General features: G+C 70.7%; 14 protein-coding genes and 1 pseudogene. 9 read left to right on the top strand and 6 right to left on the bottom strand.

What is annotated here, in order from left to right:
• Positions 1-19 precede the first annotated feature (19 nt).
• A complete protein-coding gene (locus VFV67_RS06160; protein WP_326467899.1) occupies positions 20-3,871 on the top strand; it encodes a ThuA domain-containing protein in 3,852 nt (1,283 codons plus the stop codon).
• Between the two features lie 14 nt (positions 3,872-3,885).
• On the top strand, positions 3,886-4,230 hold the full coding sequence (locus tag VFV67_RS06155; protein WP_326467897.1) for a hypothetical protein: 345 nt from the start codon (positions 3,886-3,888) through the stop codon (positions 4,228-4,230).
• Positions 4,231-4,509: 279 nt separating this feature from the next.
• Here the strand turns inward: VFV67_RS06155 and VFV67_RS06150 are convergent, their stop codons facing one another.
• The 4 genes from VFV67_RS06150 to VFV67_RS06135 form a co-directional block, all read right to left on the bottom strand.
• Positions 4,510-5,472, bottom strand: coding sequence for an NAD(P)-dependent alcohol dehydrogenase (locus tag VFV67_RS06150; RefSeq protein WP_326467896.1), 963 nt, complete (start codon positions 5,470-5,472; stop codon positions 4,510-4,512).
• A complete protein-coding gene (locus VFV67_RS06145; RefSeq protein ID WP_349256506.1) occupies positions 5,469-5,699 on the bottom strand; it encodes a helix-turn-helix transcriptional regulator in 231 nt (76 codons plus the stop codon). Before VFV67_RS06145 ends, VFV67_RS06150 begins: the two co-directional genes overlap by 4 nt.
• The gene (locus tag VFV67_RS06140) at positions 5,693-6,124 is read right to left on the bottom strand and encodes a hypothetical protein (protein ID WP_326467894.1); all 432 of its coding nucleotides are present in this window, start codon (positions 6,122-6,124) and stop codon (positions 5,693-5,695) included. The genes VFV67_RS06145 and VFV67_RS06140 overlap by 7 nt, the downstream gene beginning before the upstream one ends.
• A 61-nt stretch (positions 6,125-6,185) precedes the next feature.
• Positions 6,186-7,103 (bottom strand): LysR family transcriptional regulator, encoded by a 918-nt coding sequence (locus tag VFV67_RS06135; RefSeq protein ID WP_326467892.1) that lies wholly within the window; start codon positions 7,101-7,103, stop codon positions 6,186-6,188.
• Between the two features lie 69 nt (positions 7,104-7,172).
• On the opposite strand from VFV67_RS06135, the gene VFV67_RS06130 reads away from it, so the two are divergent.
• A complete protein-coding gene (locus VFV67_RS06130) occupies positions 7,173-8,162 on the top strand; it encodes a YeiH family protein (RefSeq protein ID WP_326467890.1) in 990 nt (329 codons plus the stop codon).
• A 12-nt stretch (positions 8,163-8,174) separates the two neighbouring features.
• Here the strand turns inward: VFV67_RS06130 and VFV67_RS06125 are convergent.
• Positions 8,175-9,155, bottom strand: a pseudogene (locus VFV67_RS06125) (AraC family transcriptional regulator); the annotation flags it as partial.
• A 120-nt stretch (positions 9,156-9,275) separates the two neighbouring features.
• On the opposite strand from VFV67_RS06125, the gene VFV67_RS06120 reads away from it, so the two are divergent.
• The 6 genes from VFV67_RS06120 to VFV67_RS06095 all read left to right on the top strand — a co-directional run bounded on the left by VFV67_RS06120 (position 9,276) and on the right by VFV67_RS06095 (position 15,330).
• Positions 9,276-10,262: a quinone oxidoreductase gene (locus tag VFV67_RS06120; RefSeq protein WP_326467888.1), complete on the top strand. Its 987-nt coding sequence runs from the start codon at positions 9,276-9,278 to the stop codon at positions 10,260-10,262.
• A 24-nt stretch (positions 10,263-10,286) separates the two neighbouring features.
• Complete coding sequence (locus VFV67_RS06115) at positions 10,287-11,186, top strand: TauD/TfdA dioxygenase family protein (RefSeq protein WP_326467885.1); 900 nt, start codon at positions 10,287-10,289, stop codon at positions 11,184-11,186.
• 21 nt (positions 11,187-11,207) lie between these two features.
• Positions 11,208-12,260, top strand: a complete 1,053-nt coding sequence (locus VFV67_RS06110; protein ID WP_326467883.1) for a 3-keto-5-aminohexanoate cleavage protein — start codon at positions 11,208-11,210, stop codon at positions 12,258-12,260.
• Between the two features lie 187 nt (positions 12,261-12,447).
• The gene (locus VFV67_RS06105) at positions 12,448-13,719 is read left to right on the top strand and encodes an MFS transporter (RefSeq protein ID WP_326467881.1); all 1,272 of its coding nucleotides are present in this window, start codon (positions 12,448-12,450) and stop codon (positions 13,717-13,719) included.
• 11 nt (positions 13,720-13,730) lie between these two features.
• A complete protein-coding gene (locus VFV67_RS06100; RefSeq protein WP_326467880.1) occupies positions 13,731-14,306 on the top strand; it encodes an RBBP9/YdeN family alpha/beta hydrolase in 576 nt (191 codons plus the stop codon).
• A 52-nt stretch (positions 14,307-14,358) separates the two neighbouring features.
• Entirely contained in the window at positions 14,359-15,330 is a 972-nt protein-coding gene (locus tag VFV67_RS06095) for an SAM-dependent methyltransferase (protein ID WP_326467878.1), read from the top strand.
• 8 nt (positions 15,331-15,338) lie between these two features.
• On the opposite strand, the gene VFV67_RS06090 is transcribed toward VFV67_RS06095, so the two are convergent.
• Positions 15,339-15,593 (bottom strand): hypothetical protein, encoded by a 255-nt coding sequence (locus VFV67_RS06090; RefSeq protein ID WP_326467876.1) that lies wholly within the window; start codon positions 15,591-15,593, stop codon positions 15,339-15,341.
• Positions 15,594-15,610: the final 17 nt, after the last annotated feature.

The following is a 15,610-nucleotide window of genomic DNA, read 5'->3' as shown; positions in this document are numbered from 1 at the left end:
CAAGACCGGGGTGGCGACGATGGGGCGATCTCTTCGGGTGCTGGGTGTCTGCCTGACCGTGTTGATGAGCCTGGCTGTCCTGCCGGCGTCGGCGCAGCCAGCGCCGCGGTTCAACGTGCTGGTGTTCTCGAAGGTCAACGGGTTCTTCCACGACTCGATCCCGGCCGGGAAGGCGGCGATCGCCGAGTTGGGCACGCAGCACGACTTCGCGGTCACGGTGTCCGACGACGCGGCGCTGTTCACCGACGCCGGGCTGGCCCCGTTCGACGCGGTGATCTTCAACAACACCAACGGGCGGGACGGGGCGGTGCTGGACACCGCGCAGCGGACGGCCCTGCAGCGGTATGTGCGGGCCGGCAACGGGTTCGTGGGGATCCACTCGGCCAGCGGCAGCGACCGGGACTGGCCGTGGTACGACAGCATGCTCGGCGCGAAGTTCACCACGCACCCGGCCATCGCGCAGGTGAGCGTTCAGGTCGACGACCGGGTGCACCCGTCGACCCGGAACCTGCCGCAGAACTGGGTGCGCACCGAGGAACCCTACGACTTCAACGTCAACCCCCGGGGCGGCGTGCACGTGCTGGCCAGCTTCGACACCCGAAGCTACGCCGGGCACCAGATGGGCGCCGACCACCCGATCTCCTGGTGCCAGGACTTCGAGGGTGGCCGGTCCTGGTACACCGGGCTGGGCCACGAGATCGCCGCCTACGCCGAGCCGCTGTTCCGGGCCCACCTGCTCGGCGGCATCGAGTGGGCGGCGGGCGCCACGGCGGGCGACTGCGGACCGACCGAGAACGAGCGCTACGAGAAGATCCAGCTGGACGGCAACACCGACGACCCGCTGGACATGGACATCGACCGGACCGGACGGGTGTTCCTGGTCGAGCGTGGCGGCGCGGTCAAGGTGTACGACCCGGCGGCGCGGCTGACCAGGCTGGCCGCCCGGTTCGACGTGCTGGTCGAGCACACCCATGGCATGCACGGCATCGCGCTGGACCCGGACTTCCTCAGCAACCACTGGCTCTACCTGTACTACTCGCCGCTCGGCGACCCGGCCAGCCGGGTCTCCCGGCTCACCTTCGACGAGGCGACCGGCACGATCGACCGGGCAAGCGAACGGATCCTGCTCACCTTCGCCGCGCAACGGCAGGTGAACGCGCACGAGGGCGGCGGGATGGACTTCGACGCCGCCGGCAACCTCTACATCGGCACCGGCGACAACTCCGCCCCGTGCTGCAACGGTTTCGCGCCGATCGACGAGCGGCCCGGGCAGGAGTCCAACGACGCGCAGCGCTCCTCGGGCAACACCAACGACCTGCGCGGCAAGATCCTGCGGATCCACCCGGAGCCGGGCGGCACCTACACGATCCCGGCCGGCAACCTGTTCCCGCCCGGCACCGCGCAGACCCGGCCGGAGATCTACGTGATGGGCAACCGCCAGCCCTACCGGCTGCACGTCGACCAGCGGACCGGCTGGCTGTACTGGGGCGAGGTCGGCCCGGATGCCCAGACCGACTCCGCGGCCAGGGGTCCGATGGGCTACGACGAGTTCAACCAGGCCCGCGCGGCCGGCAACTTCGGCTGGCCGTACTGCATCGGCGCCAACCTGTCCTATGTGGACTTCAATTTCACGACCGGCGCGTCCGGCGCGCCGTTCAACTGTGCCGCCGGCCCGACCAACAACTCGCCGAACAACACCGGCCGGCAGACGCTGCCACCGGCCCGACCGGCCTGGCTGCCCTACCCGTACGGCGTGTCCGGCACCTGGCCGGAGCTGGGCAGCGGCGGGCGCCTTGCGATCGGCGGCCCGACCTACCCCTACGACGCGAACCTCAACTCGGAGAACAAGTTCCCGGCCTACTACGACGGCGCCACGCTGGTCGCCGACTGGACCCGCAACGCCATCTTCGAAGTCCGGCCGGACGCGAACGGGCAGCCGTTCTCGATCAACCGGGTGCTGCCGAACATGCAGTTCCTGCGCCCGATCGACCTGGAGTTCGGCCCGGACGGCGCGCTGTACGTCATCGAGTGGGGCAGCAACTACGGCGGGTCCGGACGCGGCGACCCGAACTTCGACTCGGGTCTGTACAAAATCAACTACGTCCGGCCGGGGGAGCGCTCGCCGCTGGCCCGGGCCACCGCCAACCCGACGTCCGGGCGGGCGCCGCTGGCGGTCGCGTTCTCCAGCGCGGGCTCGTCCGATCCCGACCAGGGCCAGGCGATCCGGTTCGCCTGGGACTTCGACGGAAACGGCACGACCGACTCGACCGCGGCCAACCCCGGCCACACCTACCCCGCCAACGGCGACTACACCGCGCGGCTGACCGTCACCGACCCGACCGGCCGGTCCACGGTCGCCAACGTACCGGTCACCGTGGGGAACACCGCGCCGAGCGTGGTGCTGACCACGCCGGTCGACGGGCAGATCTTCGATTTCGGCGGCCCGGTGGGCTTCTCGGCGACGGTGACCGATCCCGAGGACGGCACCGTCGACTGCCAGCAGGTGATCACTCAGCCGGCGCTCGGCCATGCACAGCACGCGCATCCGCTCGAGCAGTACCGCGGCTGCTCCGGGGTGATCCAGACGATCGTCGACGACGGGCACACGTCGAACGACAACATCTTCTACGTGGTCGACACCCGGTACACCGACCGGGGCGCGGCCGGCGTGTCCCGGCTGACCGGGGGCGACTCGGCGATCCTGCAACCGCGACACAAGGAGGCCGACCACTACACCAGGCAGAGCGGCACCAACCTGTTCGACCTCCAGGACGGCACCGCGGGCAAACTGGTCGGCAGCGTCGCCAACGGCGACTGGATCAGCTTCGAGCCGGTGAACCTCGCCGGCGTGGATGCCCTGCGGCTCCGGGTGGCCAGCGCCGGCGCCGGCGGTTTCCTCGACATCCGCCGGGGAAGCCCGACCGGGCAGCTGCTGGCCAGCGTGGCCGTGCCGGTGACCGGCGGGTGGCGCACCTGGACCACGGTGACCGCAGACATCACCGATCCCGGTGGCAGCGGTGAGTTGTTCCTGGTCGCTCGCAACACCTCCAGCACCGCAGATCTGTTCAATGTGGACTGGCTGGAGTTCGCACCGCTGATCGAGGCTACCGCGCTGTCGGTGCCGGTTCCGTTGCCGGCCGGGCGCGTGTCCACGGCGGCGGTGACCGTGGCCAACCGAACCGCGAGCGCGGTGACCGCCACGGTCACCCTCGGGGTTCCAGCCGGCTGGACGACTTCCCCGGTCAGCGTCCAGATCGGTGCCAACGCCACGGCCACCGCCGCCGTCCCGCTCACCCCGCCGGCCGGCACGTCGCTCCCCGGCCGACTATCCGAAGTGGACATCACGGCCCGGGTGACCGTGCCGGGCCAGGTGGCCGGCGGGGTGCCCCTGGCCCGCAGCTATCTGGTTCCCGCCGGCCAGGACGCGGTATATGCGTTGGACGCCGGCAGCGCAACCAGTTCGCTGCTGGCCGGCTACCGCAGGCTGGAGCCGGCCACCGCGTACTCCGCGACCACCGGGTTCGGCTGGGTCGGCACCGCACCGCAGTCCCGGGACCGGGGCGGACCGGACGCGCTGCGCCGGGACATGGCGACCGGGCAGCAACCCGCGGTACTGCGGCTGCGGATCCCGGCCGGCCGGCACCTGGTTTCCCTGCTGCGCGGCGACATCCAGTTCGAGGCCCGCCCGCTGATCGTCACCGTCAACGGCCAGCGTCTGGTCAACGGCGGCATTCCGCTGGCCGCCAACCAATGGGCCTGGGAACAGTTCACCCTCGACGGCGGAACCGCGGGTACCACGTTCGACCTCCAATTCTCCATCGACATCGTGGAGTTCTGGCGGGTCAACGCGATCGTCGTCCAGCGTCAGTAGCGTAATGTTCCGGCGTGACCGCAGTGCACCGGGTGGATCTGCCGGGGTTGACCGGCGACGAGCCGCTGGGACTCCTCGCCGCGATCGGCCTGATGGATCAGTTGGTGGAGATCACCTACCTGAGCTGGGATCCGGATGACCGGCACGCGATCGTGCATTGTCGCAAGTTCTCCAGCGTTGCCGATCTGGTCGGCGGGCTGGTCGAGCGACTGGGGAAGATCAAGGATGGCGAGGCGATTCCGTTGACCCCCGGGTTTCCCATCCGGCGGCAGCGCGGCGCGCCCGACCCGACCACCTGCCACCGTTGGCTGTTGGGGGACGGGTCGGCACAGGTGAGCAGCGTGACGGCGCCGGGTTGAGAGTTGTCGAGGCATTTGCTCGGGCGGTACCGCGAGCGAATCTGGAATTCAAGTGTCTGGACGCCCGGTGCCGCTGTGGTGGCGGTGTTTCCGGCTGCCGACGCGACGCCCAGACCCGTGAACATGGTGCCGGCCTGCGCAAACGTCGCGAGCAACGCCAGCAGGCGAGCCACGGACAATCTACGAGTAATACGTACTTATGCGCACGCACAACCGGCCGGAGGCCGACGCCGCAGGCGCCGGCCTCCGGCCGGTTTTGACTCAGTGGGCGACTTCTCGTCACATCGTGATGACGGATTTGCCCGCGGTGTGGCCGTTGTGCACGTAGTCGATGGCGGCGGGGGCGTCGGGTAGGGGATAGGTGCGGTCGATGACCGGGGTGACGGCGCCGGTGGCGATGATGTCGGCGAGGGTGGTCAGGCTTTCGGTGGTTTCGCGGGCGAGGAACCACGGCATGCGGTGCCGGACGAACGGGGACAGCAGCATGCCGAGGAACGGGCGGCCGAGTCCGGGGGACCAGCGTTTGCCGTCGAGGCTGGCACCCACGTGGACCAGGGTGCCGCGCGGGGTGAGCAGGCGGCGCACGTGGGACAGGCGGCGGTTGCCGGCGGTGTCGATGATCAGATCGTAGGTTCCGGTGAGTGGCGTGGTGGTGTAGTCGATCACATGCGTGGCACCGAGCGAGCGCACCAGGTCCATTTTGGACGTACTGCACACGCCGGTGACCTCGGCGCCGAAGTGCCGGGCCAGCTGCACGGCGAAAGTGCCGACCCCGCCGGCGGCGCCGATCACCAGAACCCGTTGTCCGGACCGGATCCGGCCCGCGTCGCGCAGGGCCTGCAGGGCGGTACAGCCGGAGATCGGGACCGCGGCCGCCTGCTCGAAGCTCAGGTTCGCCGGCTTCGGCGCGAGCTTCCGCTGCCGCACCTTCACGTACTCGGCGTAGGTGCCCTCGCCGATGCCGAACACCTCGTCGCCCGGTCTGAACCGGGTGACGTCCGGGCCGACCGCCTCGACCACCCCGGCGACCTCTCGGCCCCGGACCGGGGTGCGTGGCGTGCGCAGCCCCACGAACGGGCGGACCACGTAAGGGATACCGGCCATCAGGATCCACACGCCGGGATCGACTCCGGCCGCGCGCACCTTGACCAGCACCTCGCCTGCGCCGGGCACCGGCGGGTCGATGTCCCGCAGCGCCAGCCGGTCGGACGAACCGTAAGCGTCCTGGACGATAGCCTTCATTCCTCTGCCTCTCCTTGCGGGTACTGGAACACGTCGTCCAGCCCGACGTCGAATACACGCGCGATCTGGAAGGCCATCTCCAGCGAGGGCGAGTAGCGCCCCTGCTCGATGGCGATGATCGTCTGGCGGGTCACGCCGATGCGTTCCGCCAGTTCGGCCTGGGTCATCTCGCCGTGCGCGAAGCGCAGCGACCGGATCGAGTTGGTGACCTTGGTCGGCTTCACCACGGGTGCAGACCCTTGCGGTACGCGGCGATCTTGGCCACCGAGCCGAGGACCGCCGACAGGGTGAACATCAGGTAGATCTCGTTGGCGATCCAGAAGTAGTCCCACTCCAGCATCGCCATGGCGAGCGCGGCCACCGCGCCGATCACCACGAACGCCGAGCCGATGTGGTCGCCGAACCGGCTGATCTCCCGGTCCCTCGGGTCGTCCCGGCCGACGTCACCCTTGGGCGAGGTGATCCCGGCCACCATGGTGAGCACGATCGAGACCACGATGGAGATCCCCAGCGTCCACAACAGCGTTGCGGCGTAAGGAAGCTCGCTGATCGGGTAGTCGCCGATCCGGCCGAGAACGATGATCGCGTAGATCACGTAGGTGACGATCGCCATCACCAGCATGATCCACGTGCGCTTCTCCTCGAAGGCCACGGCCGCTCCCCATGTAAAAGAAAGTTGACATGGGCCAATGTAAAGCGGTGCGGACACCATGTCAAGCTTTCTTGACATCACCTCGTGCCCGGCTCGCCGCCGCCACCAGGTCCGCGGCCGCGCCGACCAGCCGCCGCCCGGCCGGCCACACCGCCCGCAGTGTTCGCCGCAGATCCAGGTCCGCCACCGTCACCTCGACCAGCCGCCCCTCGGCCAGGTCCACCGCCACCGCCAGTTCGCTCAGCACTGCCGGCCCGGCTCCGGCCACCACCGCACCGCGGATCGCCGCCACCGAGCCGAGTTCCACCACCGGCGCCACCGCCGCGGCCCCGGCCCGGTGCAGTGCCCGGTCCAGCGTCTCCCGGGTGCCCGATCCGCGTTCCCGCACCACCAGGGGCACGGCGACCAGGTCGGCGGTGCTCACCGGACGACGGCGGCGGGCCCACGGATGGGCCGGCGGAACCACGACCACCAACCGATCCACGCCGACCCGGCGGGTGGAAAGTCCGGCTGGAACGGTGGGTGACTCGATGAACCCGACGTCCACCTCGCCGGAGCGCACCAACTCGCCGACGGTCTCCGAGTTGGTCACCTGCAATCCCACGTACAGCTCGGGATCGGCCCGGCGCAACTCGCCGATCCATGCCGGCGCAAGGTGTTCGGCCACGGTCATGCTGGCCGCGACGCGCAGCTCCGCGCGGCGCCGGGCCCGCAACGCCTCCGCGCCGGTGATCAGCCCGTCGACCTCCTCGAGCACCCGTTGCGCCCACCCGCAGATCACGCTGCCCTCCGGCGTGAGCGTGGATCCGCGGCGGGTCCGGTCCACCAGTGCCAGGCCCAACCGGCGCTCCAAAGTAGACAGTCGTTTGCTCGCCGACGGCTGGGCGATGTGCAGCTCGGCGGCGGCCTTGCCGAGGCTGCCCCACTCGCCGATCAGCACGAGCAGGCGCAGCGACTCGAGGTCCGGGACCTGACTCATAGCCAGAGGGTATGAGGTGCGGCGAAATCACGCCTACCCAGGACGCGCCGCCCAACCGATCGTGGAGCCATGACCACCACCGCTCCGGCGCGGACGGCGCTGCCCGCTGCCGGGGTGATCGCCGCCGGCCTGACCGTGTCCTATCTGGTCAGCCTGGCGGTGCCCGCCGTGAGCGTGCTCACCGCCGCCGTCCTGCTCGGCATCCTGGCCGGCAACCTGCCCGTGCTGCCGGCCGCGGCCCGACCCGGCCTGCGTTCGGCCACCCGCACCCTGCTGCGGTCCGGCGTGGTGCTGCTCGGCCTGCAACTCGCCGTGCCGGAGCTGCTCGGCCTCGGCGCCGGCACGATCGCCGCGATCGCGGTCACGGTCGCGGTCGGGTTCCTCGGCACGATGGCGCTCGGCCGGCTGCTCCGGCTGCCGCGCGGGCTGACCGTCCTGGTGGCCACCGGGTTCTCGATCTGCGGCGCGTCGGCCATCGCCGCGATGGAGGGCGTGGTGCGCCGCAGGGACGACGAGGTGGCCACCGCGATCGCCCTGGTCACCCTCTACGGCGGGCTGGCGATCTTCGCCGTGCCGCTGGCCGGATCGGCGCTCGGCCTCGGCGACGCGCTGGTCGGCCGGTGGGCCGGGCTGGCCGTGCACGAGGTGGCGCAGGTGGTGGCCGCGGCCGCGCCGGCCGGGGCCGCGGCGGTGGCCGTCGCCGCCGTGGTCAAGCTGGGCCGGGTGGTGCTGCTCGCCCCCATGGTGGCCGGCATGAGCCTGGTGGAGCGGCGGGCGCACAGTGGTTCGACCACCCGGCGGCCGCCGCTCGTGCCGCTGTTCGTGCTGGGCTTCCTGGCCGCCGCGGCGCTGCGCACCACCGGGTGGCTACCCGACCCGGCGCTCGCCGTGGCCAGGACCGCGACCACCGCGCTGCTTGGCGCGGCGCTGTTCGGCCTTGGCTGCGCGGTGGACCTGCGGTCGGTTCTGCGTACCGGGCCGCGCGCCCTGCTGCTCGGGCTGCTGTCCACCCTCCTGGTGGCCGGCACCGCGCTCGGCGGCCTGCTCCTGCTCGGCTGACCGGGCGCGGAACCGGCTGGGCGGCATGCCGAACTCGCCACGGAACCAGCGGGAGAAATTGCTCGGCGAGGAGAACGAGAGCAGCTCGGCGACCTCGGTCAGCGAGTAGCGCCGGCCGCCGACCAGGTGGGTGGCCAGCTTGATCCGGACCGTGTTGAGTATCGAGGAGAACGACTCGCCCGCGCGGGCCAGGTGCCGGTTGACGGTCCTGCGGTCCATGCCGAGGCTGCGGGCGACCTGCTCGACCGAGCACCGGCCGGTGGGCAGCAGCAGCTCGATCAGCTCCCGGACCCGGTCCATCGTGGTCTCGTCCCGGCCCGGGCCGAACGAGCCGAGGAACCGGCGGGTGTAGGTGCGCAGCTGCGGGTCCGCCATCTGGTTCGGGGTGTCCAGCTCGCCCGCGTAGAACACGATCCCGTTGAACTCGTGGTCGAACTTCACGGTCGGGCCGAAGAACTTCCGGTGCGTGGCCACGGAGTCGGGTGCGGTGTGGGTGAAGCAGACCGACACCGGTTTCCACGCCGGCCCGAGAAAGCCGCGCAGCAGGTGGTGCAGCACCCCCACGGCCAGTTCCATGGCCTGCCGGGCCGGGGTCGGCTCGCCGAAGTCGAAGCCGAGCCGCACCGTGGCCAGCCCGTTGTGGGTCGACAGCCGGCTGCGCAGTGCCTGGTTGTACATGTTCTGGTGCCGGACCAGCAGGGTCAGGGCGCTGCGCACGTCGGGTTCCTCGCGGATGACCAGGCTCAGCGGGCCGAGGTTGGCCAGCCGCCTGCGGGTGGCCAGGAGCAGGCCGAAGTCCTGGCGCCCGGAGGCGGCGGCGGTCCGCTCGAGGAGCCGGGCGATCGCCGTGGCCGGAATCCAGCGGTCCTGCAGGTCGAGCCCGGCCGGGTCGAGGCCGGCATCCCGCATCAGCGTGGCCGGGTCGGCGACGCCGAGGCCCTGGCACACCTCCACGTAGTTGGTCAGGGCGGCGTATCTGGCCAAGGTCTTCATGATCGGCAGCTGCCCTCCTGTCCCAGAATGAATAGCACTTTGTCACTTGAGGATAAGCGATCGAGGTTTTCGCTGCTTACCGTGGGCGTCATCACAGCCGTCGACACGGATGGAGACACCGTGCCAAACGCCGTTCGTTACTACCAGACCGGTGGCCCGGAAGTGCTGCGCTGGGAAGACATCCAGGTCGGCGATCCCGGCCCCGGCCAGGTCCGCATCCGGCACGAGGCGGTCGGCCTCAACTTCGCCGACACCTACTTCCGCACCGGCCTCTACCCGGTGCAGCTGCCGGCCGGCATGGGCGTCGAGGCGGCCGGCGTGGTCGAGGCGGTCGGCCCGGACGTGACCCACGTGCGGGCCGGCGACCGGGTCACCTACACCGGCAGCCCGCTCGGCGCCTACAGCACCGAGCGCGTGATGCCGGCCGCGCCGCTGATCGCCCTGCCGGACGGGATCGGCTGCAACACCGCGGCCGCGATGACCATGCGCGGGCTCACCTGCGCCTACCTGCTGCGCCGAATCCACCCGCTCAAGCCCGGTGACACCGTGCTGCTGCACGCCGCGGCCGGCGGGGTCGGACTGATCTTCACGCAGTGGGCCAAGCTGCTCGGCATCACCGTGATCGGCACGGTGTCCACCGAGGAGAAGGCCGCGGTCGCGCACGCCAACGGCTGCGACCACGTGCTCGTGTGCCCGCGGGCGGACTCCCCTGACAACACTGCCGCCCGGGTCCGGGAGATCACCGACGGCGCGGGCGTACCGGTGGTGTTCGACAGCATCGGCGCGGCCACCTACGCCACCTCGCTCAAGTCGCTGGCCCGGCGCGGCCTGCTGGTGTGCTTCGGCACGGCGTCCGGGCCGGTGCCGCCCATCGACGCGATGGAGCTGGTCACCGGCGGCTCGCTGTTCGTCACCCGGCCCGCGCTGGCCGACTACATCGCCGACCCCGCCGACCGCGCGGAGCTGGCCGGCGAGCTGTTCGACCACGTCCAGGCCGGCCGGATCCGGATCAGCATCAACCAGCGCTACGAGCTGGCCGACGCCGTGCAGGCGCACCGCGACCTGGAGTCCGGCCGCAGCATCGGCTCCTCGGTCTTCTCGCTGTAACCCCATCCCCGACAGGAGTGCGTGATGTCCAAAACCGCTGCACTGCAGGACCCGCCGGCCACGGTGGCGCCCACCATCCGGTACCAGGCGCTCACCTGTTCGATCGGGGCCGAGCTGTTCGACGTCAACCTGGGCGAGGTGGCCAGGGATGAGGTGCTGTTCAACGAGTTGAAGCTGCTGCTGCTCGAGTACAAGGTGCTGTTCCTGCGCGACCAGGACATCAGCCGCACCGAGCACGTCGCCTTCGCCCGCCGGTTCGGTGAGCTCGAGGACCACCCGGTGGCCGGCAGCGATCCGGAACACCCCGGCCTGGTCCGGATCTACAAGGACCTGGACAGCCCGGCCGAGCACTACGAGAACGCCTACCACTGCGACGCCACCTGGCGGGAGAGCCCGCCGATGGGCTGCGTGCTGCGGTGCGTGCAGACGCCGAAGGTCGGCGGCGACACCATCTGGGTCAACATGGTCGAGGCCTACGCGAAGCTGCCCGACCACATCAAGGAGCGGATCGACGGGCTGCGGGCCCGGCACAGCATCGAGGCCAGCTTCGGTGCGGCGATGCCGATCGAGCAGCGGCACGCGCTGCACGAGCGGTTCCCGGACGCCGAGCACCCGGTGGTGCGCACCCACCCGGAGACCGGGGAGAAGGCGCTGTTCGTCAACGCCTTCACCACGCACTTCACCAACTTCCACACACCGGCCAACGTCCGGTACGGCATCGACTACGCGCCCGGCGCCGCCGACCTGCTCGGCTACCTGATCAGCCAGGCGGCGATCCCGGAGTACCAGGTGCGCTGGAAGTGGACGCCGAACAGCGTGGCGATCTGGGACAACCGGTGCACCCAGCACTACGCGGTGCAGGACTACTGGCCGGCGGTCCGCAAGATGGAGCGCGCGGGCATCGTCGGCGACCGTCCATTCTGAACACTCGACCGGAGGGCAACCATGCATTTCCATGACGACGCACTGTTTCCGGAGAACCAGGAGAAGCTGGTCATCACGGCGGCGCCGTATGGCCCGGAATGGGAGCCGGGCGACTTCCCGGAGGACCTTCCGGTCACCATGGACCAGCACGTCCAGGCGGCGGTCGACTGCTTCAACGCCGGTGCCACCGTGCTGCACATCCACGTGCGGGAGTTGAACGGCAAGGGTTCCAAGCGACTGTCCCAGTTCAACGAGCTGCTCGGCCGGCTGCGGGAGGCCGTTCCGGAGATGATCCTGCAGATCGGCGGCTCGATCTCGTTCGCCCCGGAGAACGACGGCGAGTCGGCCAAGTGGCTCGACGACGAGGCGCGGCACCTGCTGACCACTTTGGACCCGGCGCCGGACCAGGTGACGATCGCCATCAACACCAACCAGATGAACATCATGGAGCTGATGACTCCGGATGACATCGCCGGCACCTCGATGCAGCGGCCGGAGCTGGCCGAGGCCTACCGGGAGATGTACGTCCCGGCCGGGCCGCAGTGGGTCGCCGAGCACCTGCGCCGGTTGCGCGCCAACGGAATCCAACCGCACTTCCAGCTTGCCAACGTCGCTCAGCTGGAGACCGTCGAGCGCCTGGTCCGGCGCGGTGTCTACACCGGACCGCTCAACGTCACCTGGGTCGGCATCGGCGGCGGGTTCGACGGTCCGAACCCGTACAACATGATGGAGTTCATCCGGCGGGTGCCCGACGGCGCGATCCTGACGCTGGAGACCCTGATGCGCAGCGTGCTGCCGATCAACACGATGGCCATCGCCATGGGGCTGCACACCCGGTGCGGCAACGAGGACACGCTGTGGGGCCGCAAGGGGCAGAAGTTCACCTCGGTGCAGCAGGTCGAGCAGCTGGTCCGGATCGCGGGGGAGCTCGGCCGCGAGGTGGCCACGGGTAAGGACGCCTTCGAGATCTACAAGATCGGCGAGTACTACTCCGACACCGACGAGGCCCTTGCCAAGCTCGGCTTCGCGCCGAACCGCAAGCCGGGTCAGGTCGGATTCACCCACCACGCCTGACGGCACCATCCACTTCGGACGCCGTCATACCGGGCCGGGGGCATGGCACAGGGGCCGTCCATGCCCCCGGATCCGGTGTCACCCAGGGGGTTTCGTTTCACGCAGGTCAGTTCCCGTTCAGCCTGAGGAGTAGTCCATGGCAGTGCAATCGCCACCCGTCGACGGAGTCGCGCGAGAATCCGGAACCGTGACCCAACGGCGCCGGATCTACCCCTGGGTCGTGTTCGGCCTCGCCTTCGCCCTGCTGCTGTCCGACTACATGTCGCGGCAGGTGCTCAGCGCGGTCTTTCCGCTGCTGAAGGGGGAGTGGCAACTGTCCGACTCCCGGCTCGCCGCGCTGAACAGCGTCGTGGCGCTGATGGTCGGCCTGCTCACCTTCCCGCTGTCCCTGCTGGCCGACCGGTGGGGGCGGGTGAAGAGCCTGGTGCTGATGGCGGTCATCTGGAGCGTGGCGACCCTGCTGTGCGCGGTCGCCATGAACTACGGGCAGATGCTCGGCGCCCGGTTCCTGGTCGGCGTCGGTGAGGCCGCGTACGGCAGCGTCGGCATCGCCGTGGTGCTCAGCGTTTTCTCGCCCCGCCTCCGGGCGTCCCTCAGCGGTGCGTTCATGGCCGGAGGGTCGTTCGGCTCCGTGATCGGCGTCGCGCTCGGTGGCGTGATCGCGGTGAACTTCGGCTGGCGCTGGTCGTTCGCCGTCATGGCGATCTTCGGTTTCGTGCTGGCCCTGCTGTTCGGGGCGTTCGTCAGCCAGCGCCGGGTGAACCGGCACCAGATCGACGACGGCGGCGCCGCGGTCGGCGCGCCGGAGACCGGCTACCGCGCCCCGCTGTCCAGCCTGTTCAGGATCGCCTCGGTGAACCTCGCCTACGTCGGCAGCGCGCTGAACCTGTTCGTCGCGGCCGTGCTGCTGGCCTGGCTGCCCAGCTTCCTCAACCGCTACTACGGCATGGCGCCGGACCGGGCCGGTGCGGTGGCGGCGATCTTCGTCCTGCTCATCGGCGCCGGCATGGTCGGCTGCGGCATCATCACCGACCGGGTCAGCCGGGCGGCGCAGACCCGCAAGTGGACCACCGCGATCGTCTACGGCCTGATCGCGATGGTGGCTCTCGGCCTCGGGTTCGCCCTCGACCCCGGTACCCCGCAGCTGCTGCTGATCGGGCTCGGCGCGTTCTTCTCGGCCGGAGCGTCCGGTCCGGTGACCGCCATGGTCGCCAACCTGACCCATCCGAGCATCCGGGCGACCGGGTTCGGCTCGCTGACCCTGGTCAACAGCCTGCTCGGGCTGGCCCTCGGCCCGGTCGTGGTCGGCGTGCTCGCCGACCGGATCGGCCTGCTCGGCGCCCTGCGGGTGACCCCGCTGATCTACCTCGGGGCGATCGTCGCCTTGCTGGTCGGCAGGCGCTGCTACCCGGCGGCGGTGCGGCGGCTGGCCGAGCTGACCGGACGCCCGCCGGCCTGACTGGAGTCCCGATGAACAGTCCCACCGTGGTGATCGTCCCTGGCCTGCGCGACCACGTCGCCGACCACTGGCAGACGCTGCTGGCGCAGCGGCTGGCGGACCGCGCCCGCACCGTGCCGCCGCTCGCGCACGGCCGGTTGTCCCTGCCGGCAAGGGTGGCCGCGCTCCACCGGGTGCTCGCGGACGTCACCGGTCCGGTCATCCTGGTCGCGCACAGCGCCGGGGCGATCATCACGGTGCACTGGGCCGGGCGGCACGACCGTCCGGTGGCCGGCGCGCTGCTGGCCACCCCGCCGGATCTGGACACCCCGCTGCCCGACGGCTATCCCACCCTCGACGAACTGGATCGCAACGGCTGGCTGCCGGTTCCCCGGAACCCGCTGCCGTTCCCCAGCATCGTCGCGGCCAGCACCAACGATCCGCTGGCCACGCTCGACCGCGTCACCGGCCTGGCCCGCGACTGGGGCAGCCGGTTGGTCCCGATCGGCCCCGCGGGCCATCTCAACCCGGCCTCGGGCTACGGGCCGTGGCCGGCGGCGGCGGAGCTGATCGAGACCCTGGCCCGGGAGCCGAGCGCGCCCCGGTGAAGCCCGGCCGGCGCCCCGCGCCAAGCGCGGGGCGCCGTGCCACCATGAGGCGATGGGTTCCGCAGTGCTGTTCCGGGCGATCCAGCTCGCCTGGCTGCCGATCGCGCTCGTCGGGTACGTGCTGATCCTGGTGCGGATGCTGGTGTTCGCCCGCGAATCCGGGACGTCGGCCACCACGCTGGCATCGCTCTACACCCGGTGGATGCAGCACCGGCTGGGCACCAGGCCGGACGTGCCGTGCGCGCGGCTGATGGCCGTGCTGCCCGGCGCCTCCCGGGTCGGCCTCACGCTGACCACCGGCGGAACGATGCTCGGCCACCGGATCACCGGGTACGTGCAGCGGCTGTACCGCTACCCGTATCCGGGGGTGCCGCCGATGATCCACCAGTCCGCCGCGCGCACCACCTTCTTCGACACCGCGCTGCACCGGCACCTGGCCGAGGTCGATCAACTCGTGGTGCTCGGCGCCGGCTATGACACCCGGGCGTTCCGGATCCCCGACCACATCCGGTGTTTCGAGCTCGACCAGCCGGATACCCAGCGCACCAAACGAAACCTGCTGGCCCGCACCGGGCTGGACATGCACCGGGTGACGTTCGTGCCGGCGAACTTCCGCACCGACGACTGGCTGGCCAACCTGACCGCCGCCGGCTTCGACCCGCGGCGGCCGGCGTTCTTCCTGTGGGAGGCGGTCACGATGTATCTGGACCGCCGCTCGGTCGAGGAGACGCTGCGCGCCATCGCCGGCACCGCGCCCGGCAGCGTCGTGGCCTTCGACTACTTCAACGCCGCGCTGATCGCCTCGAAGGACCCGGTCATGCGGTATGCCAGGGCCATGGTCCAGCTCACTCGCGAGCCGTTCATGTTCGGACTGGACCTCCCGCCCCCCGCGCGCTCGCAGGTCGAACGGTTCCTCACCCCGCTCGGCCTGACCCTGACCGAGCACCGCACCTTCGGCCGGGAGACCCCGACCCAACCGGTCGCGGCCGGCTTCGCCACCGCGGTAGTGCGAGCCGGGCCATAACCTTGCGGTCAAGCGGTTTCGGTCACATCGGCGACCGCCGCGCGGACCGCCGGGGCGATCTCGGCGGCCCAGCGGCCGAGCGAGGTCGGGCTCGGGCTGCCGCCGCCGGGCGAGAACAGGGTGAAGCCGCCCGCGCCGTGCTCGAGCGCGGCCTCGGTCAGCTCGGCGACCCATTGCTCGACCGAGCCGCCGATCCAGCGGCCGGTGTCGTCCCGGGGGGCGGGCAGCGGCCGGTCGGTGATGCGGCCGGGAAGGTTGAACACCGTGCGGACGGCCCGCG

This window comes from Actinophytocola sp. (assembly GCF_035762905.1).
Lineage (GTDB): Bacteria > Actinomycetota > Actinomycetes > Mycobacteriales > Pseudonocardiaceae > DASYTH01.
This window is presented reverse-complemented; position numbering and strand designations above follow the sequence as displayed.

Excerpts from the sequence above, each read along its gene's own strand:
- VFV67_RS06100 (WP_326467880.1), top strand. The coding sequence starts at position 13,731 with ATGAACAGTCCCACCGTGGTGATCGTCCCTGGCCTGCGCGACCACGTC.
- VFV67_RS06095 (WP_326467878.1), top strand. The coding sequence starts at position 14,359 with ATGGGTTCCGCAGTGCTGTTCCGGGCGATCCAGCTCGCCTGGCTGCCG.
- VFV67_RS06150 (WP_326467896.1), bottom strand. The coding sequence starts at position 5,472 with ATGAAGGCTATCGTCCAGGACGCTTACGGTTCGTCCGACCGGCTGGCG.
- VFV67_RS06160 (WP_326467899.1), top strand. The coding sequence starts at position 20 with ATGGGGCGATCTCTTCGGGTGCTGGGTGTCTGCCTGACCGTGTTGATG.
- VFV67_RS06110 (WP_326467883.1), top strand. The coding sequence starts at position 11,208 with ATGCATTTCCATGACGACGCACTGTTTCCGGAGAACCAGGAGAAGCTG.
- VFV67_RS06130 (WP_326467890.1), top strand. The coding sequence starts at position 7,173 with ATGACCACCACCGCTCCGGCGCGGACGGCGCTGCCCGCTGCCGGGGTG.
- VFV67_RS06115 (WP_326467885.1), top strand. The coding sequence starts at position 10,287 with ATGTCCAAAACCGCTGCACTGCAGGACCCGCCGGCCACGGTGGCGCCC.
- VFV67_RS06135 (WP_326467892.1), bottom strand. The coding sequence starts at position 7,103 with ATGAGTCAGGTCCCGGACCTCGAGTCGCTGCGCCTGCTCGTGCTGATC.